General features: G+C 62.6%; 17 protein-coding genes, 1 tRNA gene and 1 pseudogene. 15 read left to right on the forward strand and 4 right to left on the reverse strand.

Features of this window, described 5'->3' with window-relative positions:
• Positions 1-83: 83 nt before the first annotated feature.
• The 4 genes and pseudogenes from EJ077_RS03450 (at position 84) to EJ077_RS03465 (ending at position 2,624) form a co-directional block, all read left to right on the forward strand.
• Complete coding sequence (locus EJ077_RS03450) at positions 84-356, forward strand: DUF4164 domain-containing protein (protein ID WP_015315371.1); 273 nt, start codon at positions 84-86, stop codon at positions 354-356.
• An 11-nt stretch (positions 357-367) separates the two neighbouring features.
• Positions 368-733, forward strand: coding sequence for a cell division protein ZapA (locus EJ077_RS03455; protein ID WP_027141889.1), 366 nt, complete (start codon positions 368-370; stop codon positions 731-733).
• Between the two features lie 213 nt (positions 734-946).
• Positions 947-1,606 (forward strand): peroxiredoxin, encoded by a 660-nt coding sequence (locus tag EJ077_RS03460; protein WP_208699633.1) that lies wholly within the window; start codon positions 947-949, stop codon positions 1,604-1,606.
• Between the two features lie 146 nt (positions 1,607-1,752).
• Positions 1,753-2,624: pseudogene (locus tag EJ077_RS03465) on the forward strand (MBL fold metallo-hydrolase).
• A gap of 81 nt (positions 2,625-2,705) precedes the next feature.
• Here the strand turns inward: EJ077_RS03465 and rpoH are convergent.
• Both rpoH and EJ077_RS03475 read right to left on the reverse strand, forming a co-directional pair.
• On the reverse strand, positions 2,706-3,617 hold the full coding sequence (gene rpoH / locus EJ077_RS03470; RefSeq protein ID WP_015315375.1) for an RNA polymerase sigma factor RpoH: 912 nt from the start codon (positions 3,615-3,617) through the stop codon (positions 2,706-2,708).
• Positions 3,618-3,806: 189 nt separating this feature from the next.
• Positions 3,807-4,862: an RluA family pseudouridine synthase gene (locus EJ077_RS03475; protein ID WP_208699635.1), complete on the reverse strand. Its 1,056-nt coding sequence runs from the start codon at positions 4,860-4,862 to the stop codon at positions 3,807-3,809.
• A gap of 26 nt (positions 4,863-4,888) precedes the next feature.
• Between EJ077_RS03475 and EJ077_RS03480 the strand changes: the two genes are divergently transcribed.
• The 3 genes from EJ077_RS03480 to EJ077_RS03490 all read left to right on the forward strand — a co-directional run bounded on the left by EJ077_RS03480 (position 4,889) and on the right by EJ077_RS03490 (position 5,858).
• Positions 4,889-5,272, forward strand: a complete 384-nt coding sequence (locus EJ077_RS03480) for a fimbrial protein (RefSeq protein ID WP_127277834.1) — start codon at positions 4,889-4,891, stop codon at positions 5,270-5,272.
• Positions 5,273-5,285: 13 nt separating this feature from the next.
• Positions 5,286-5,693, forward strand: coding sequence for a VOC family protein (locus EJ077_RS03485; protein ID WP_208699637.1), 408 nt, complete (start codon positions 5,286-5,288; stop codon positions 5,691-5,693).
• Between the two features lie 90 nt (positions 5,694-5,783).
• Positions 5,784-5,858 (forward strand) — tRNA-Glu (locus EJ077_RS03490).
• A 6-nt stretch (positions 5,859-5,864) separates the two neighbouring features.
• Here EJ077_RS03490 and EJ077_RS03495 read toward each other — a convergent pair.
• Complete coding sequence (locus EJ077_RS03495) at positions 5,865-6,278, reverse strand: hypothetical protein (protein ID WP_208699639.1); 414 nt, start codon at positions 6,276-6,278, stop codon at positions 5,865-5,867.
• Positions 6,279-6,891: 613 nt separating this feature from the next.
• On the opposite strand from EJ077_RS03495, the gene EJ077_RS03500 reads away from it, so the two are divergent.
• Positions 6,892-7,194 (forward strand): hypothetical protein, encoded by a 303-nt coding sequence (locus tag EJ077_RS03500; RefSeq protein ID WP_208699641.1) that lies wholly within the window; start codon positions 6,892-6,894, stop codon positions 7,192-7,194.
• Positions 7,195-7,209: 15 nt separating this feature from the next.
• The gene (locus tag EJ077_RS03505) at positions 7,210-7,578 is read left to right on the forward strand and encodes a hypothetical protein (protein ID WP_208699643.1); all 369 of its coding nucleotides are present in this window, start codon (positions 7,210-7,212) and stop codon (positions 7,576-7,578) included.
• Positions 7,579-7,622: 44 nt separating this feature from the next.
• Here the strand turns inward: EJ077_RS03505 and EJ077_RS03510 are convergent, their stop codons facing one another.
• Entirely contained in the window at positions 7,623-7,838 is a 216-nt protein-coding gene (locus EJ077_RS03510; protein WP_208699645.1) for a hypothetical protein, read from the reverse strand.
• A 186-nt stretch (positions 7,839-8,024) separates the two neighbouring features.
• On the opposite strand from EJ077_RS03510, the gene EJ077_RS03515 reads away from it, so the two are divergent.
• The 6 genes from EJ077_RS03515 to pstB all read left to right on the forward strand — a co-directional run bounded on the left by EJ077_RS03515 (position 8,025) and on the right by pstB (position 17,687).
• A complete protein-coding gene (locus tag EJ077_RS03515) occupies positions 8,025-8,261 on the forward strand; it encodes a hypothetical protein (protein WP_135882130.1) in 237 nt (78 codons plus the stop codon).
• A gap of 584 nt (positions 8,262-8,845) precedes the next feature.
• On the forward strand, positions 8,846-13,396 hold the full coding sequence (locus tag EJ077_RS03520; RefSeq protein WP_208699647.1) for a PAS domain-containing protein: 4,551 nt from the start codon (positions 8,846-8,848) through the stop codon (positions 13,394-13,396).
• A gap of 530 nt (positions 13,397-13,926) precedes the next feature.
• A complete protein-coding gene (gene pstS / locus EJ077_RS03525) occupies positions 13,927-14,982 on the forward strand; it encodes a phosphate ABC transporter substrate-binding protein PstS (protein ID WP_127277560.1) in 1,056 nt (351 codons plus the stop codon).
• A 66-nt stretch (positions 14,983-15,048) separates the two neighbouring features.
• Positions 15,049-16,032 carry a phosphate ABC transporter permease subunit PstC gene (gene pstC, locus EJ077_RS03530; protein ID WP_208699648.1) on the forward strand — a complete coding sequence of 328 codons (984 nt, stop codon included), beginning with the start codon at positions 15,049-15,051 and terminating at the stop codon, positions 16,030-16,032.
• 3 nt (positions 16,033-16,035) lie between these two features.
• Positions 16,036-16,887 carry a phosphate ABC transporter permease PstA gene (gene pstA / locus EJ077_RS03535; protein ID WP_208699650.1) on the forward strand — a complete coding sequence of 284 codons (852 nt, stop codon included), beginning with the start codon at positions 16,036-16,038 and terminating at the stop codon, positions 16,885-16,887.
• Complete coding sequence (pstB, locus tag EJ077_RS03540; RefSeq protein WP_127277554.1) at positions 16,884-17,687, forward strand: phosphate ABC transporter ATP-binding protein PstB; 804 nt, start codon at positions 16,884-16,886, stop codon at positions 17,685-17,687. The genes pstA and pstB overlap by 4 nt, the downstream gene beginning before the upstream one ends.

Genomic DNA, 17,687 nt, shown 5'->3' on the forward strand with positions numbered 1-17,687 from the left:
CTTCACCCGGTGCCTAATGTTTCTGACATAACGCGTTCTGAACGCGAACGATTCGGTGATGGGCAGGGCACAGGACGAAGGCCATGACCGGGGAAACCACGCTCAAGGAAGTAATCGCCAGGCTGAGCAAGGCCATCGAGGGGCTGGAAAATGCCGTCGCGGCCAAGCTCGAGCATGAACGCGACTATTCGGAAGCCGAGGCCGAAGTGCAGCGGATGAATGCCGATCGCTCCCGGCTGGCGCAGGAGCTCGACAATTCCGAAGCGCGCGCCGAACGGCTGGAAGATGCCAACAAGGAAGTCTCGCGACGGCTGGTGACCGCGATGGAAACCATCCGCGCCGTGTTGGACAGATAGGAGCTGGCCCGATGGCACAGGTCACGGTTTCAATCGACGGCAAGCAGTACCGCATGGCCTGCGACGAGGGCCAGGAAGAGCATCTGATCGATCTCGCCGAACGCTTCGACCGCTATGTCTCGCATCTGAAGGATTCTTTTGGCGAGATCGGCGACCAGCGGCTGACCGTCATGGCCGGCATCATGGTGATGGACGAGCTTTCCGAACTGCAGAAGCGCGTCAAGGGCATGGAGAGCGAAGTGCTGACCTTGCGCAAGACGCGCGACGAGGCGCTGACCAAGGCCGACAAGAGCGACAGCGTGCTGACCAACGCGCTTGGCGCCCTGGCGCAGCGAATGGAAGATCTGGCGACGTCGCTGGCGATCACCAAGGCCTGAGGCACGCCTCGCCGATCCCCCGCGTGGTCTCATGCCCGATGTCACGCCTTATTTTTCGCTCCCGATCCGCGGGCGCGGAAAAATTTTTACCCGCCAGGTGAATAGCCGTCATCTCCAGCGTTTAATCAGTCACGCTGCGGTGCTACGATCGGGTGCCGGCGCCGGCCGGCGAAAAGAATACCGGCTACATTTCACAAGGGGTAGGGATAGGTCATGAGTCTTCGTATCAACGATATCGCGCCGGACTTCACCGCAGAAACCACGCAGGGAACCCTCAAATTCCATGACTGGATCGGCGACGGCTGGGCGATCCTGTTCAGCCATCCGAAGAATTTCACGCCGGTCTGCACGACCGAGCTTGGCACGATGGCGGGTCTCGAGGGCGAGTTCAAGAAGCGCAACGTCAAGATCATCGGCATTTCGGTCGACCCGGTCGAAAGCCACGGCAAATGGCAGGACGACATAAAGACGGCCACCGGCCATTCGGTGCATTATCCGCTAATCGGCGACAAGGACCTCAAGGTCGCCAAGCTCTATGACATGCTGCCAGGCGGCGCCGGCGAGACCTCGGAAGGCCGCACGCCCGCCGACAACGCCACCGTGCGCTCGGTTTACGTCATTGGACCGGACAAGAAGATCAAGCTGGTGCTGACCTATCCAATGACGACAGGGCGCAACTTCGACGAGATCCTGCGCGCGGTCGATTCCATGCAGCTCACCGCCAAGCACCAGGTGGCGACGCCGGCGAACTGGAAGCAGGGCGAGGACGTCATCATCACGGCCGCCGTTTCCAACGAGGATGCGATCAAGCGCTTCGGCGCCTATGAGACCATCCTGCCCTATCTCAGGAAGACCAAACAGCCTTCCGCCTGAAGCCAACGCGTCGCAACCGTTTTTGGTTTTTCAGCTTCTGCGAGCCAAGTCATGCTTGACTGGCCCGCGGGAGCGGACAACCATGCCCGCAATGGGTTCCGGTGGAGAAAGTCGTTCCTGCCGGCCGTGGGGTGAGGGAGCCGGACGTGGATGTAGCTTTGGCCGGGCCTTTGGTCAGCGGCTTCTATGACAAGCCGACCGGGCCATTCAGTATGTCGTCACGGACCCGGCCACGAAGCGATGCGCCATCATCGATCCGATCCTGGATTTCGACGAGAGATCCGGCGCAACCGGTACGAGGAGCGCGGATGCCCTGCTCGATTTCGTTGGCGAGAACGGGCTGGTGCTCGAATGGATCCTCGACACCCACCCGCACGCCGACCATTTCTCGGCGGCGCATTACCTGAAACAGAAGACCGGAGCGCCGATGGCGATCGGCGACAGGATCGTCGACGTCCAGGCCCTGTGGAAGGTCATCTACAACTGGCCAGATTTTCCCGCCGACGGCACGCAGTGGGACAGGTTGTTCGCCGAGGGCGAGACGTTCCGGATCGGAACCCTTCCGGTCACGGTGCTGTTCTCGCCAGGACATACGCTGGCGTCGATCACCTATGTGGTGGGGGATGCGGCCTTCGTGCATGACACGATGTTCATGCCCGACAGCGGCACAGCGAGGGCGGATTTCCCCGGCGGCAGCGCCGCACGGCTCTGGCGCTCGATCCAGGATATCCTGGCGTTGCCCGACGAGACGCGCGTCTTCGTCGGCCATGACTATCAGGCCGGTGGCCGCGAGCCCCTGTGGGAAAGCACCGTGGCGATACAGAAATCCACCAACACCCATCTTGTCGCCGCGCGCACTGAGGCCGAGTTCGTCGCGTTACGCGAGGCGCGCGACCGCACATTGCCGATGCCGCGGCTGATCCTGCATGCGCTGCAGGTCAACATGAACGGCGGACGGCTGCCGGAACCGGAAGCCAATGGCCGGCAGTACCTCAAATTTCCACTGGATTCGCTTTGAAGTAACCGTGGCTCGCTGGGCGTACAAAAAAGCGGCGCCAGTTTCCTGACGCCGCCTTGATATTCCTGGACGATCCCGGCTTTAAGCCGCCGGCTGTGCCTCGATGGTGCGCAGCGCCTGCATCTGGCGCTTGGCGGCGGCCTTGACGGCATCCTGCACCTTCTCGAAGGCGCGCACCTCGATCTGGCGAACACGCTCGCGGCTGATATCGAACTCGGCCGACAGTTCTTCCAGGGTGAGCGGCTCCTCGGCGAGGCGACGGGCCTCGAAGATGCGCCGCTCGCGATCGTTGAGCACGGCCAGAGCGCCCGACAGCATGCCGCGCCGGTTTTCCAGCTCGTCCTGCTCGATCAGCATCTCTTCCTGGCTTTCGTGGTCGTCGACCAGCCAGTCCTGCCATTCGCCGGACTCGCCTTCCGTCGCCCGGATCGGCGCGTTGAGTGACGCGTCGCCGGACAGGCGGCGGTTCATCGACACCACTTCGGCCTCGGAAACGTTCAGCCGCGTGGCGATCTCAGCGATCTGGTCGGGCTTGAGGTCACCGTCATCCAGCGCCTGGATCTTGCCCTTCACCTTGCGGAGATTGAAGAACAGACGCTTCTGGTTGGCGGTCGTGCCCATCTTGACCAGGCTCCACGAGCGCAGGATGTACTCCTGGATCGAGGCCTTGATCCACCACATGGCGTAGGTGGCGAGGCGGAAACCACGCTCGGGTTCGAATTTCTTGACGGCCTGCATCAGGCCGACATTGCCTTCCGAGATCACCTCGCCGATCGGCAGGCCGTAGCCGCGATAGCCCATGGCGATCTTGGCGACGAGCCGCAAATGGCTGGTGACGAGCTTGTGCGCGGCCGTGGTGTCTTCATGCTCGGCGTAACGCTTGGCGAGCATGTACTCTTCCTGCGGCTGCAGCATGGGAAAGCGGCGGATTTCTTCCAGATAGCGGCTGAGGCCGCCTTCGCCGGAAACGATACTGGGTAATGACTGGGCCATGGTAGCGCCCCCTCTCTATTGGAGTGATGCCCCCGAAACGCGGCGGGCATGTGACGCGAGCACCAAAAGGCTCGCCCGCGACATCAGAACTTATACAGGAACAAAACCAGAAAAGACAGGCATTTGTTCAACACGAAACAGTGTGTCACGTTGAAGTGAACAATGCCACTCAGGTTTTTGATGGCAGGTTCAGAGTTTGCGAAAGCCGCCGACGAGTTCCTCCATGTCCCCCGGTCTCGGCGCCTCGAACCTCATCGTCAGATGGGTAGTGGGGTGCCGAAATGCAAGGAGCCAGGCATGCAAAGCTTGCCGGGAAAATGCCTTGACCTGGCTTTTCAGGGGCTCCGGCAGTCGGTTGGCCTTGGTGCGGAACGCCAGGCCGTAATCGGGGTCGCCGATGACGGGATGGCCGATATGGGCCATATGAACGCGGATCTGGTGGGTGCGGCCGGTTTCCAACCGACATTCGACGAGGCTTGCGGTGGCGAATTCCCGCTGGTCCTCGCCGAAACGCTCCTGCACGGCAAAGCGGGTGACGGCGTGGCGCGCGTCGTCGCGGCCTTCCGGCACGACAGCGCGGCGCACTCGGTCAGCGGCGCGGCCAAGCGGCGCGTCGATCGTTCCGGTCGGCCTCTGGGGTACGCCCCAGACCAGCGCCAGGTAGGCGCGTTCGAGGTCGCCCGTCAGGCCGTGGTCGGCGAAGGCCTCCGACAGCGCCTTGTGGGCGCGGTCGGTCTTGGCGACCACCATGACGCCGCTTGTCTCCTTGTCGAGGCGATGGACGATGCCGGGCCGGCGTACCCCGCCAATGCCAGACAGGCTGTCGCCGCAATGGTGGATCAGCGCATTGACCAGCGTGCCGGTCCAGTTGCCGGCGCCGGGGTGCACGACCAGCCCCGCAGGCTTGTTGATGACGATCAATTCGTCGTCCTCGTAGAGCACGTCGAGCGCGATGTTCTCGCCCTGTGGCTGCGCCGGTTCCGGTTCCGGCATGGCCACCGAAACATTTTCGCCTGCGCTCATCTTGCGCTTGGTTTCGTCGACCGGCTTGCCGTCGATGACGACGCCGCCTTGCCTGATCAGCAGCTGCACGCGACTGCGAGACATGTCCGGGCCAAGGGCCGCTGCCAGCCACTGGTCCAGGCGTTGGCCGACCGCATCCGCGCCGGCGACCAGCAAGGTGGGCGCGGCCCCTATCAACAGGTCCTCTATCAATTCGGGGGCCTCTTCGCTATGAGCGCTCATCGAAAAACCATTCTGGAATATTTGCCATGGCCCGGCCCGATGCCGATGAAGAACAGGAAAAGCCGCTTGACCCCGAGGTCGACAAGCTGCGCGGCAAGCTCATCCGCTTCATGGCCATCAATCTCGGCCTGCTCTTTCTGGCTCTTATGGTGGTGATCGCGGCGATTGTCTACAAATCACGCAAGGCGCCGCCGGCCAACCCGGCGCTGTCCGGCGACGTCCAGACGCCGGCGGGCGAGCCGGCCAGCGCCGATATTGTGCTGCCGGTGGGCGCCAAAGTGGTCAGCCAGTCGCTGTCGGGTGATCGTCTCTCCATCGATGCGGAACTCGCCGACGGCAGCCGTGCGATCTTCGTCTATGACATCGCCGAGCGGCGCCTGATCGGCCGTTTTGCAATCCGGAACAAATAGACAGGCAAAGACGATGGCCGGATACTCCGAACATCGCCGTGTCGCGACCGTTGCGCTGGTCGTCGCCGACTATGACCAAGCGATCGCCTGGTATGTCGGGCGGCTGGGCTTTCTGCTGCTCGAGGACGTCGATCTCGGCGACGGCAAACGCTGGGTGATCGTCGCGCCGGCAAAAGGGCAGGGCGCCAGGCTGCTGCTTGCCGAGGCATCCGACGAGGCGCAGAGGAAAATCATCGGCAACCAGACCGGCGGCCGGGTTTTTCTCTTCCTCGAAACCGACGATTTTGCCAGCGATCATACCGCGATGTTGGAGAAGGGCATCGAATTCCGCGAAGCGCCCCGTTTTGAGCCCTATGGAACGGTGGCGGTTTTCGCCGATCTCCATGGCAATCTGTGGGATCTGATCCAGCCGAAACGCTAGCTTGCGGGCTGTTTTTCGTCCGCTGCCGCAAAGCCGCCGAACCCCAGTTGCTTTTTGCCAGCCGCAAGCCTATATCGCCGGTTCTTGAGCGCGCCCATCGTCTAGCGGTCAGGACACCGCCCTCTCACGGCGGGAACAGGGGTTCGATTCCCCTTGGGCGTACCAAGCTTTTCAAGCACCTAGCTGGCAAGCTCGTCGATGCATCGAATAAGCATCGAATATAATCCGCGAATGGCTGACGGTTTCGCCGCCGATCGACCTCAACGGGCTACCTATAATAGTACCTGTGGTGGTGGTGGTGCCTATGGTGGTAGTAATATCTGTGGTGGTGCCTATGATGGTAGTAGTATCTGTGGTAATATCTGTGGTGATATCGGTAATACGGGCGATATTGCATGTCGTAATACGGGCCACCGTAGTAATCTCGGCTGTAATAGTGGCGGTAGCGGAAGGGGAACCCTCCACCATAGTCGCCACCATAGTACCCCCGAAGAAGGGCGGGAACAGAAATTGAGCCTGTGTCGGTGAAGAGACAGCGGCTGTGGTGACAAATGCGAGCGCGGATGCGAGTATCAGCTTCCTCACAGTTACCTCCATCGGTTCGATGGTGAATAACGCGCACGCTGGCGTGGTCGTTCCATATGTAGGAGCCCGCCACCGTGAGGCAGCGCGCCGTTTGTCACTCCCGGGAAATTAACGGTGGAACGCCGGGCAATCCTGCGACACCACCGGGTTGTGCGACCACTGGGCGGTTTCGCCGTCATATTCGGGCTCGGGGGCTTGGTCTTCCCGACGCTCATGGTCGCCGCGACCGCGATCCGCCCAATGCACCCGCGGCCGCAGCACCCACGGCCGCACTGAATGCCCGAATTCACCCAATTTAAGTCAGCCCGCGGCGCTTGAAAGCGCTGCGATCTCTGATACTTGCGGTGCGGGGGTAGCTTTCGCGGCAACGCGGATTTCGGGTCGGGTAGAGTTTGGAATGACTTCTGTGACGACGATATGCACGCACTGCCATGGTGGCGGCAAGGTTTTCGATTGCTCCAGATGGCGTGCGTCGAAAGGGCATTGCTGCCCGCAAGGGACGCATCAAAGTGGTTGTCCCGGAAAGACCGTGGTGTGCGCGCAGTGTGCTGGTCTCGGGACGATACCAGAAGCCGAGTTCAGGGCGGTCGCATAGGCCGTCCAACGCAAGGGGATGGCCTTCGCGGCTATCGATTCCCGGCTTGGTGCGCGGGACGGCAGGCGCGTTAAGGTTTGGTTTACCAATAGCCTGTCTACTGGAGACAATTCGCTTTCGGCCCGCGACCACGGATGTACTGGCGCAGCTGCCGAGGCGGAAAGGAAAGGTCGGCTCAGTGCCGGCCTTTTTGTTTTCGGCTATCGGCTCGCATCGGCCATGCTCTGTCCGAACAACTTTTTGGCAAGGGATATTGCCATTGCCGGTGTCGGCTCTACCATCGATCCCGGCGGTCCGGCACAGATTGCCGGCTGGTCGTGACGATGAGGGCTTGCGATGAAGGGTGTTGCCGAACTGGTCATTGCGGGTGTGATGTCGGCGGGGATCGTCTGTCCGTCGAGTGCCGCGACGCTCAACAGCATGGACGATGTCGGAGCCGCGATCCAGTCATGCTGGACGCCGCCCGCCGATGCCGGGAATTCGACTGTAACCCTGAGCTTCAGTTTCAAGCGCGACGGCACTCTGATCGGTCCGCCGCGGCCAACCGCGGCCAAGGTGGCCGGGGACGAGAAGGCGCGCAAGTCGTTCATCGATGCGGCCGTCGCTGCGGTCAAGAATTGCACGCCGCTGAATTTTTCACCTGATCTGGCGCAAGGCATTGGCGGCAACGTCTTCACGCTGCAACTCGTTTCACCCAAGAAATAGCTCTTGAGACAATTGCTGTCGGGCCTTTTCCCCAGCCCGGCAAATCAATGGCTCAGGCGCCGCAGTTCTGCATGCCGTGCGAGGTCCGGCGTCTCAAAGACATAGTCGCTCCAAGCTGATTCCGGTATCTGCCCGGCGAGATAGCACTCCAGCAACAGGCTTTGCTCGGCATTGAGCGGCCGTGGGGCACGGTCGTGATCCAGCCCAAGAGAGTGAAAAAGGTTTCTTGTCAGTTCCGATACCGTGAAGTGGATCGACATCCGCGTTCTCCTTCGCCCTTCAACGCAGCGGCACGGGCAAAGGTTTCAAGACCAGCCAGCGGTAACGCCTGATTGATCGCATGGCCCGACGCATCGGCCTGCCGACGGCCGCGACCCTGGCTAGAGTCCGGCTGGAACATGGACCTGCGCCCGGCGTTGTGGTCGGTATCAGGCAGGAGAAACGCCATGGCCACGTTTAGGGAAATGAGGGTCCTGGAGATCGTCGAAGACGGCTCCCTGACTACCGACCAGAAGATCGCCGAATTGCGCAAGATCGAATCCGAGGCGCGCGGGCTGCAGCGGGCGGCGTCGGAGGGGCCAATGGGCGACGATGACGGCTGGCAGGACGATCTGCGTCAGGTTCGGCTAGCGCTCGACAAGCTCGGGGCCAAGGAACCGAGGAAGGGCGCGGCATCGCTGTAGGATACTGTTCGCCGGAACAGCTGGGCGATGCTGTTAAGCGCCGAGCCGTTCTACTCGCACACCATGCGAACCCTTTGGCCGGGTGCGCCCACGTTCCTGCATGCCAATTGTTTTTCGGAGTCCGATGACTGGGGAGGCGGCGGTGATACCTTGGTTTGATACCGCCTGTGGACGGCAGGCTTGGCTCTGCGGTCGGAAACCCGCCCGGGCGGTTGGGGCGGCCCCGGAAAGGCGCCATTGTCGACCTGAGGCTGGTAGTCGACATTGGGCGGGGGCCGATCCCAGATCCGCCTGGCGTCGAGCGGCCGTGGGATAATGACCGTGCCGTCATAGCTGCGCGAGCAGCCGCCACCGAAAAGCAGCGCCACGCCCAGCAAGAAAGGCCCTATCCGTCCATACATTAGCAACACCCCTGCGCATGCTTATAGCGCGGCCTTGCTCCGCGCCACAACCGGACGGAATAACGCAGCAGGAACAGGCCAGTTGCGCCGTTAAGGTTAGCGGATCGTTAATGCTTCTGCGCCACATTCCGCCGACGAACCGCGGAGGGAGGGTTCGGCCTTGATTTTCGGGGTGGGGACAGCATGGCGGACGTGGACGAAGCAATCGGCGCGTGCGGCAAGCGCGAGCCCGGCAAGGCCGCCGCGCATGGCGGCGACGGATCATCCGGCGTCGACATGGATGGCGCAGACGCGCTGCGCCAACTTGTCGAAGCGGGCTCGGACTGGATTTGGGAAACCGATGCGGAACTGCGCTTTTCCTGGCTTTCACAAGGCTACCAGGCGGCGACGGGTATCGATCCGGCTGACGTGCTTGGCCGGTTCCGCTTCGATTTTCTCAATCAGGTCCTGAAGGGCAACCGCAGCGCGGCAGGCCATCTGGAGGATTTGCAGGCGCACCGGCCGTTCCGCGACTTCGTCTACGAACTGAAGGGTGGCCGCCCCGACTGCCGCTGGGTGCTGACTTCAGGCTTCCCGCGTTTCGACGGCGAAGGAAAATTTGCCGGCTATCGCGGCATAGGCCGCAACGTCACCGCGCTGGCCAGCGCCTTCGAGGGCAGGGAACCGCCGGTTGACGGCGAACCTGTCCGGCATCTTGCCGATCTCGAGCGGACGATGGACGCCATGCACATGGGCGTCGTGCTTCTGGACGCCAGGCTCGACACACTGATCGTCAACAAGGCCTATCGCGATCTCTCCAGGATTCCGGATGGGGCCGTGACCGTGGGCGCGCCGTTCAGCCTGTTGATGGAACTCAACCGCCGCAACGGCATCTATGGCGACATCGACGAGCAGCAATGGCAGCGCTACCTCGCCACCCGCGTCGAGGAGATCAGGGCCGGTACCGTCGCGCCTCGGGAGTTTGCCCACGCCGACGGGCGGACCATGATGTTCTCCGTCACGGCTCTGTCGGGAGGCAAGCGCCTGCTGACCTACTATGAGGTCACCGAGGTCAAGCGGCGTGACGCCGAGATCGAGAATGCCAACGCCAAGATCGCCGAGACTTTCGCCAATCTGCGCACCATGGTCGATCAGATGCCGATCGGTGTTCTCGTCCTCGACGCCGACATGCGTGCCGAGGTCATCAACCGTGCCTTTTACGATTTCTGGCAGATCGACGCCCGGCGCGCCGAGACCGGCTGCAGCTTCCGCGAGCTGATGGACGCGAGCCGCGAGATCGACCCGTATGGTTCGGACGACGCGACATGGCAGCGGCATGTAGCCGAGCGCGAGGCTGAAATCAGGTCCGGCATAGCCGGATCGCGGCTGTTTCCGCGCAATGACGGCCGGACGCTGATCTCGTCGATGGCGCCGCTGGCCGGCGGCAAGCGGTTCATTTCCTATGTCGATGTCACCGACATGAAGGATCGCGAGGCCGAACTCGCCGAAGCGCTGGAAAAGGCGCGGCTGGCGGAAGCGGTGATCAACGGCGTCAAGGATCCGATCTTCGTCAAGGACGACAATCTGCGCTTCGTCTTCGTCAACGAGGCCTTCGCGGCGCTGTTCAAGCAGGCGCCGCAAGCCATGCTTGGCAGGCCGGGAAGCGATTTCCTCGGGCCGGCCGAGGTCGCGCTGTTCGAAAGCAGCGAACGCGAGGTGCTGGCCAGCGGACAGCAATACGAAGTGGAAGAAAGCTTCGAGGCCGGCGGCGCCGGCCGTTCGCGCATCGTCAGGAAGAACCGGGTCCGCGTGGCAAGCGGCCGCGACTATGTCGCCGGCTTTCTCTTCGACATCTCCGACATGAAGCGGCGCGAGACCGAAGCCGAAGATGCGCGCAAGCATCTCGCCAACGTGCTGGAATCGCTGCCGGCCGGCGTTATCATCTACGACCGGGACGACAAGTTCGTCTTCGCCAACCGCAGGCTGCAGGATACGCTGCCGGCGCTGAAACCCTTCTGGCAGCCCGGCCGCACTTTCCGCGAAGCGCTGGAGTTCGGCCATTCGGTCGGCTATTTCCGTTCGAGCGGCGATCTTGGGATCGACAGCCTGTACGAAGTCGATTCCGAACGCTGGCTTGACGGCATCCTGGCGCGTTACCGTCTGCCCAATTCCTCCTATGAGCGCCTCAATGCGGATGGACGCTGGTACCAGGTCTATGACATGCGCACCGGCGACGGCACCTTCATCGGCGTGCGCGTCGACATTACCGACCTGAAGAGCCGCGAGGCGGCGCTTCGTGACTCGATGCGCCAGATCGATCTCTTCCGCCACGTCATGGACGAGTTACCGGTGGCCGCCTTCATCAAGGCGCAGGACCTGAGCATCGAATTCGTCAACAAGGCGTGGTGTGCGCTCACCGGTTTCACCAAGGACGATGTCATCGGCCGGACCGACCGCCAGCTGTTCAGCGGCGAGGAAGCGGAGGGCTTCAGCCAGGACGACACCGATGTCGTGACGAACGGCAATGTGCGCGAGGTCGAGGAGCCCGTTACCCATCGTGACGGTACGGTGCGGCAGTTGATGACGCGCAAGAGCCGCCTGATGGCCACCGACGGATCTGTGCATCTGGTGGGCTCCAGCACCGATATCACCGACGTCAAGGCACGCGAGCAAGCCCTCGAAGAGAGCATGCGCGAGAACGAGGTGTTCCGCAGCCTGATCGACAATGTACCGGTGTCGATCTACGCCAAGCGCTCCGATCTCCGACAATTCTACGTCAACAAGGGCTGGTGCGACCTCACCGGCTTCAGCAAGCAGGAGGCGATCGGCAAGACCGACGTCGAGATCTTCGGGCCGGATGGCGAGGCTTTCGTGGCCAGCGATCTCGCCGTGCTGCGTACCGGCGAGACCCAGGAGATCGAGGAGACGGTTCGCCTTCCCGACGGCAGCGTCAGGCATCAGTTCGCCCGCAAGGGCGCAATGATCGCCTCCGACGGTTCGCTCTACCTGATTGGTTCCACCACCGACATTACGGAGCTCAAGCAACGCGAGGCGGAGCTCAGCGAGGCACGCCAGCGCGCCGTGCTCGCCGACCGTGCCAAGTCGGAATTCCTCGCCAATATGAGCCACGAGATCCGCACGCCGATGAATGGCGTGCTGGGCATGGCTGAACTCTTGGCCAAATCCAATCTCGATCCGAAGCAGAAGACGTTCACCGACATCATCGTCAAATCGGGCAACGCGCTCCTGACCATCATCAACGACATCCTGGATTTCTCCAAGATCGATGCCGGCCAGCTGGTGCTCGATCCAGCGCCCTTCAATCTCGCCGAGGCGATCGAGGACGTGGCGACGCTGGTGTCGACGCGGGCCAAGGAAAAGGACCTCGAACTCATCGTGCGTATCGAGCCGCGGCTCGAAAGCCTGTTCATCGGCGATGTCGGCCGCATCCGGCAAATCGTCACCAACCTGCTCGGCAACGCGGTGAAGTTCACCGATGAAGGCCACGTGCTGGTCGACGTGACCGGCGAACGGGTTCCGACGGGGACCAGGCTGACGATCTCGGTCACCGACACCGGCATCGGCATCCCCGAGGAAAAACTGAAACTGGTGTTCGAGAAATTCAGCCAGGTCGACACGTCGTCGACGAGGCGTCACGAAGGCACCGGCCTTGGCCTTGCCATCACCTCGCGGCTGGTCGACCTGATGGGCGGCGATATCGGGGTCGAGAGCGCCGAAGGCAAGGGATCGACCTTCTGGTTCACCGTGACGCTGCCCGGGGCCGGGCAGCAGAACGGGCAGCGCATCACGCCGGTGGACGTGACGGGCGCACGCGTGCTGATCGTCGACGACAATGCCGTCAACCGCGCCATCCTGACCGAGCAGATGACCTCCTGGACGTTCGATTCCTGCGCGGCCGAAAGCGGCGCAGAAGGCCTCAAGGTGCTGATCGCCGCGGCAGCCTATGGCGTGGCGGTCGACTGCGTGGTGCTGGACTACCAGATGCCCGAAATGACCGGCGCCGAAATGGCGCGCATCGTGCGCAACACCGAGGGCCTCGCGGACACGCCGATAATCATGCTGACCTCGGTCGACCAGTCGCTTGCCAACACCAGCTACCGCGATCTTGGGATCGACGCGCAGCTGATCAAGCCGGCACGCTCCTCGGCGCTCCTCGAGACGCTGGTCGCGACCATCCAGCGCCATCGCCACACCACCAGCGGCCACGCCGTTCAGCCGCCAGCGGGCGAGGTGCTCGAGGTTGCCCCGCGGTCGCCTCTGGCGGTAGCCGAGCAGCGCGCGCAGTTGCAGCCGCCACCGGTTCGTCCCAGGCCGCCTGCCACGGTCGGCGGGCACAGGCTGGATATCCTCGTGGCCGAGGACAACGAGGTGAACCAGATGGTCTTCACCCAGATCCTCGGCGAGACCGGCTATGGTTTCGAGATCGTCGGCAATGGCCGCAAGGCGCTCGACGCTTTCGGCACGCTCAATCCGTGCATGATCCTGATGGATGTCTCGATGCCGGAGATGAGCGGTCTCGAAGCGACCGCCGCGATCCGCCTGCTGGAGCAGGAAACCGGCACGCATGTGCCGATCGTCGGCGTCACCGCTCATGCGCTCAAGGGCGACCGCGAACGCTGCCTAGAGGCGGGCATGGACGACTATCTGCCCAAGCCGATCAGCCCCAGGGCCCTGCTCGAGAAGGTCGAGCGCTGGGTCGGCGCCGGCCGTCAGGTCCACCGCAACGCGGGATAGCACCCGCGTCGCCCGGATTTCAGGATCCGGCGAGGCAGATCGAGGGAATCAGCAAGGGATTGCTGCTACCCCTGCGTGCAGTGGCTATGGTGCGATCGCGCCATATCAAAGGCGGTCTCCAGCCGGAACAATAGCAAAATCGAATTCCGCTCTTCTCGGTTACGGGCGGGAGCAGCGACCGCCTGCAAGAAACAGCGTCACCTACCCCAACGGACCTGTTTTTGGCGATGGCCCGGCCATGACACGCTCTGGCTGCGAGCAACGCGCTCCCGTCCGGATTTTCTTCACGTGGGAAAGCTCGGTCGAATCCCGGGTGGTTTCAACTGTCGGACGGCTCAAGCCCCTGATTCCGGCGGTAAACCCGGACCGCGCCGCGAGTGCCGGGCATCAGCGCCTTTCCCGGTGCGGGCGACGCGTTACCGGGCTGACACGAAACTGTCATGCGACTGTTATAATCCAGGGCTATTGGCCTCAGCGGGCGCCGGAGGAAATGGCGCCGAGAGACCATCTTCCGAACAGGAGCAGGCCACATGAGACATTTCATCCGCTCGGCGGCCGTTGCGATTGCAATGGCTGCGGCGTCCACCCTCACCCTTTCCGCAGCAATGGCAGCTGACCTTTCCGGCGCCGGCTCGACCTTCATCTATCCGGTGTTCGCCAAATGGGCCGACACCTACAAGAAGGACACCGGCATCGGCTTGAACTATCAGTCGATCGGCTCGGGCGGTGGCATCAAGCAGGTCATCGCCAAGACCGTGACCTTCGGCGCCACCGACAAGCCGATGTCCGATGCCGATCTGGAAAAGAACGGCCTCGTGCAGTTCCCGATGGTGATGGGCGGCATCGTGCCGATCGTCAACCTCACGGGCATCAAGCCGGGCGAACTCGTCCTCGACGGCAAGACGCTGGCCCAGATCTATCTCGGCGCCATCACCACCTGGGACGACGCCGCGATCAAGGCGCTGAACCCCTCGCTCACCCTGCCGTCGACCGCGATCGCCGTCGTGCATCGTTCGGACGGCTCGGGCACGACCTTCAACTTCACCGACTACCTCGTGAAGCTTTCGCCCGACTGGAAGGACAAGGTTGGTTCGGACACGGCCGTCGAATGGCCGACCGGCGTCGGCGCCAAGGGCAGCGAAGGCGTTGCCAACACCGTCAAGCAGACCGACGGCGGCATCGGCTACGTCGAATATGCCTATGCCAAGCAGAACAAGCTGTCTTACTCCAAGATGCTGAATGCAGCCGGCAAGGTCGTCGAGCCGTCGCTCGAATCCTTCGGCGCCGCCGCTTCGAATGCCGACTTCAAGACTGCCAAGAACTTCAACGTCATCATCACCAACGAGCCCGGCGACGCCACCTGGCCGATCGCCGCCTCGACCTGGGTGCTGATCCACAAGGCTCCGGACGATGCCGCCGCCACCGGCGAAGCGCTGAAGTTCTTTGCCTGGGCCTACAAGGACGGCAAGGAAACCGCCAAGGCGCTCGACTACGTGTCGATCCCCGACAGCGTCGTCGACCTGATCAAGGCTTCGTGGAAGGCCGACATCCAGGCCGGCGGCAAGCCGGTCTACGCTGGCGAGTAATATCATCCGAAGGAGCGCCGCTTTAAGCGGCGCTCCTTTTTCTCAACACAAAGAGCCGAGCTTGCCATGAGTGCTGTTCAGGAAGCCTTGCCAGCCATCAAGGGCTCGCGCGATGCCATCGTCAGACGTTTCGCGTTGACGGACACGATCTTCCATGCGGCGACCCGTGCCGCCGCGATCCTGGTGCTGGTCCTGCTTGGCGGTGTCGCCATCTCGTTGTTTGCCGGTTCCTGGCAAGCGCTCTCGACCTTCGGCTTCTCCTTTCTGACCACGGAAAGCTGGAACCCGGTGACCGAGAAATTCGGTGCGCTGGCGCCCATCTACGGCACCATCATTACATCCGCCATCGCCATCCTGATTGCCGTGCCGCTCGGCATTGGCATCGCGATCTTTCTCACCGAACTTTGCCCGCGCCCATTGCGGCGCCCGATTGGCATGGCGGTCGAATTGCTCGCCGGCATCCCCTCGATCATCTACGGCATCTGGGGCCTGTTCGTGCTGGCACCGTTCCTGCAGACGACGGTGCAACCCTTTATCATCTGGCTGTTCCATGGTGTTCCCGGGCTTAACAACCTGTTTGCCGGCCCCCCCTATGGTATCGGCCTGCTCACCTCGGCGATGATCCTCGCCATCATGATCCTGCCTTTCATCACCTCGATCACCAAGGACGTGTTCGACACGGTGCCGTCGGTGTTGAAAGAGTCGGCCTACGGCATCGGTTGTACGACCTGGGAAGTGACGCGGCGCGTGGTCATTCCCTATACCCGGATCGGAATCATGGGCGGCATCATGCTCGCCCTTGGCCGTGCGCTCGGCGAAACGATGGCCGTCACTTTCGTCATCGGCAACGCGCACCGCATCTCGACTTCGCTGTTCGCGCCCGCCACGACGATCTCGGCGACCATCGCCAACGAATTCACCGAAGCCGTTGGCGATCTCTATACGTCCTCGCTGGTGGCGCTCGGCCTGATCCTGTTCGTCATCACCTTCCTCATCCTTGCCATCGCACGCTACATGCTGATGCGCATCGACGCCCGCACCGGAGCCTGACCGATGTCGACAGCCGCATCGCTTCACCAAAGCCGCAAGCGCAGGAATGGCGTGATGATGGCGCTGTGCGTCGTCGCCGCCGGCATTGGCCTCGCCTGGCTGGCGCTTATCCTCGGCGCGCTGCTCTACAAGGGCCTGTCCGGCGTCTCGCTGGCTGTGTTCACCGAAATGACGCCTCCGCCCGGCGACGCCGGCGGCCTGCTCAATGCCATCTACGGCAGCGTGGTGATGACGATCATCGCCGTGATCGTCGGCACGCCGATCGGCGTGCTCGCCGGTACCTACATGGCCGAATACGGTCGCTTCTCCAAGCTTACCACCATCGTGCGCTTCATCAACGATATCCTGTTGTCGGCGCCATCGATCATCATCGGCCTGTTCGTCTACGAGTTGATGGTGCGGCCGATGGGACATTTCTCCGCCATTGCCGGCGCCGTTGCGCTTGCCATCCTGGTCATTCCGGTCGTGGTGCGCACCACCGAGGACATGCTCAACCTGGTGCCGAACGCGCTGCGTGAAGCCGGCACCGCGATCGGCGCGCCGCGCTGGGTGGTCATCAAATCGGTCGCTTACCGTGCAGCGCTTTCCGGCATTGTCACAGGCATATTGCTCGCCATCGCCCGCATCTCCGGCGAGACGGCGCCGCTGCTCTTCACCGCGCTCAACAACCAGTTCTGGTCGAGCAATCTCAACGCGCCGATGGCCAGCCTGCCTGTCACCATCTTCCAGTTCGCTCTCAGTCCCTATGAGGAATGGCAGCAACTGGCATGGACCGGCGCACTCATAATCACCCTGACGGTTCTCGGCCTGAGCATTTTCGCCCGCAGCCTTACCGGACGCAGAGAGGACAGATGAAACCGATGTTGTCCACCGAGTTGAACACGCCCGAAGTGGCCGTGGATAAGGCCAAGATCGAGGTCAAGAACCTCAACTTCTACTACGGCCAGTCGAAGGCGTTGAAGGATATCAGCCTGTCGCTGCCCGAGCGCAGCGTTACCGCCTTCATCGGCCCGTCGGGCTGCGGGAAGTCGACGTTGCTGCGCGTCTTCAACCGCATCTACGAGCTCTACCCGAAGCAGAGCGCCGACGGCCAGGTGCTGCTCGACGGCCAGAACATCCTCGACCGCTCGCAGGATCTCAACCTCCTGCGCACCAAGATCGGCATGGTGTTCCAGAAGCCGACGCCGTTCCCGATGTCGATCTACGAGAACATCGCTTTCGGCGTCCGTCTCTACGAGAAGATCAGCAAGTCCGAGATGGACGGCCGTGTCGAACAGGCGCTGAAGCGCGCGGCATTGTGGACCGAGGTCAAGGACAAGCTCAACGCCAGCGGCCTCAGCCTGTCGGGCGGCCAGCAGCAGCGTCTTTGCATCGCACGCACCGTGGCGGTGAAGCCGGAAGTCATCCTGCTCGACGAACCGGCCTCGGCGCTCGATCCGCTGTCGACCGCCAAGATCGAGGAACTGATCGACGAGCTGCAGGCCGACTACACGATCGTCATCGTCACCCACAACATGCAGCAGGCGGCGCGCGTGTCGCGCCAGACGGCTTTCATGTATCTGGGCGAACTGGTCGAATTCGACAAGACCGAGAAGATCTTCACGTCGCCTCGCGAGAAGCGCACGCAGGACTACATCACCGGCCGCTTCGGCTGA

The organism is Mesorhizobium sp. M8A.F.Ca.ET.057.01.1.1 (assembly GCF_003952565.1).
Taxonomy (GTDB): Bacteria; Pseudomonadota; Alphaproteobacteria; order Rhizobiales; family Rhizobiaceae; genus Mesorhizobium.

What these genes read in the sequence shown, in the direction of transcription:
- EJ077_RS03500 (WP_208699641.1), top strand. Translation starts at nt 6,892, where the DNA reads ATGGCCTTCGCGGCTATCGATTCCCGGCTTGGTGCGCGGGACGGCAGG.
- EJ077_RS03515 (WP_135882130.1), top strand. Translation starts at nt 8,025, where the DNA reads ATGGCCACGTTTAGGGAAATGAGGGTCCTGGAGATCGTCGAAGACGGC.
- pstS (WP_127277560.1), top strand. Translation starts at nt 13,927, where the DNA reads ATGAGACATTTCATCCGCTCGGCGGCCGTTGCGATTGCAATGGCTGCG.
- rpoH (WP_015315375.1), bottom strand. Translation starts at nt 3,617, where the DNA reads ATGGCCCAGTCATTACCCAGTATCGTTTCCGGCGAAGGCGGCCTCAGC.
- pstC (WP_208699648.1), top strand. Translation starts at nt 15,049, where the DNA reads ATGAGTGCTGTTCAGGAAGCCTTGCCAGCCATCAAGGGCTCGCGCGAT.
- pstB (WP_127277554.1), top strand. Translation starts at nt 16,884, where the DNA reads ATGAAACCGATGTTGTCCACCGAGTTGAACACGCCCGAAGTGGCCGTG.
- EJ077_RS03455 (WP_027141889.1), top strand. Translation starts at nt 368, where the DNA reads ATGGCACAGGTCACGGTTTCAATCGACGGCAAGCAGTACCGCATGGCC.
- EJ077_RS03475 (WP_208699635.1), bottom strand. Translation starts at nt 4,862, where the DNA reads ATGAGCGCTCATAGCGAAGAGGCCCCCGAATTGATAGAGGACCTGTTG.
- EJ077_RS03505 (WP_208699643.1), top strand. Translation starts at nt 7,210, where the DNA reads ATGAAGGGTGTTGCCGAACTGGTCATTGCGGGTGTGATGTCGGCGGGG.
- EJ077_RS03520 (WP_208699647.1), top strand. Translation starts at nt 8,846, where the DNA reads ATGGCGGACGTGGACGAAGCAATCGGCGCGTGCGGCAAGCGCGAGCCC.
- EJ077_RS03480 (WP_127277834.1), top strand. Translation starts at nt 4,889, where the DNA reads ATGGCCCGGCCCGATGCCGATGAAGAACAGGAAAAGCCGCTTGACCCC.
- EJ077_RS03450 (WP_015315371.1), top strand. Translation starts at nt 84, where the DNA reads ATGACCGGGGAAACCACGCTCAAGGAAGTAATCGCCAGGCTGAGCAAG.
- pstA (WP_208699650.1), top strand. Translation starts at nt 16,036, where the DNA reads ATGTCGACAGCCGCATCGCTTCACCAAAGCCGCAAGCGCAGGAATGGC.
- EJ077_RS03510 (WP_208699645.1), bottom strand. Translation starts at nt 7,838, where the DNA reads ATGTCGATCCACTTCACGGTATCGGAACTGACAAGAAACCTTTTTCAC.
- EJ077_RS03460 (WP_208699633.1), top strand. Translation starts at nt 947, where the DNA reads ATGAGTCTTCGTATCAACGATATCGCGCCGGACTTCACCGCAGAAACC.
- EJ077_RS03485 (WP_208699637.1), top strand. Translation starts at nt 5,286, where the DNA reads ATGGCCGGATACTCCGAACATCGCCGTGTCGCGACCGTTGCGCTGGTC.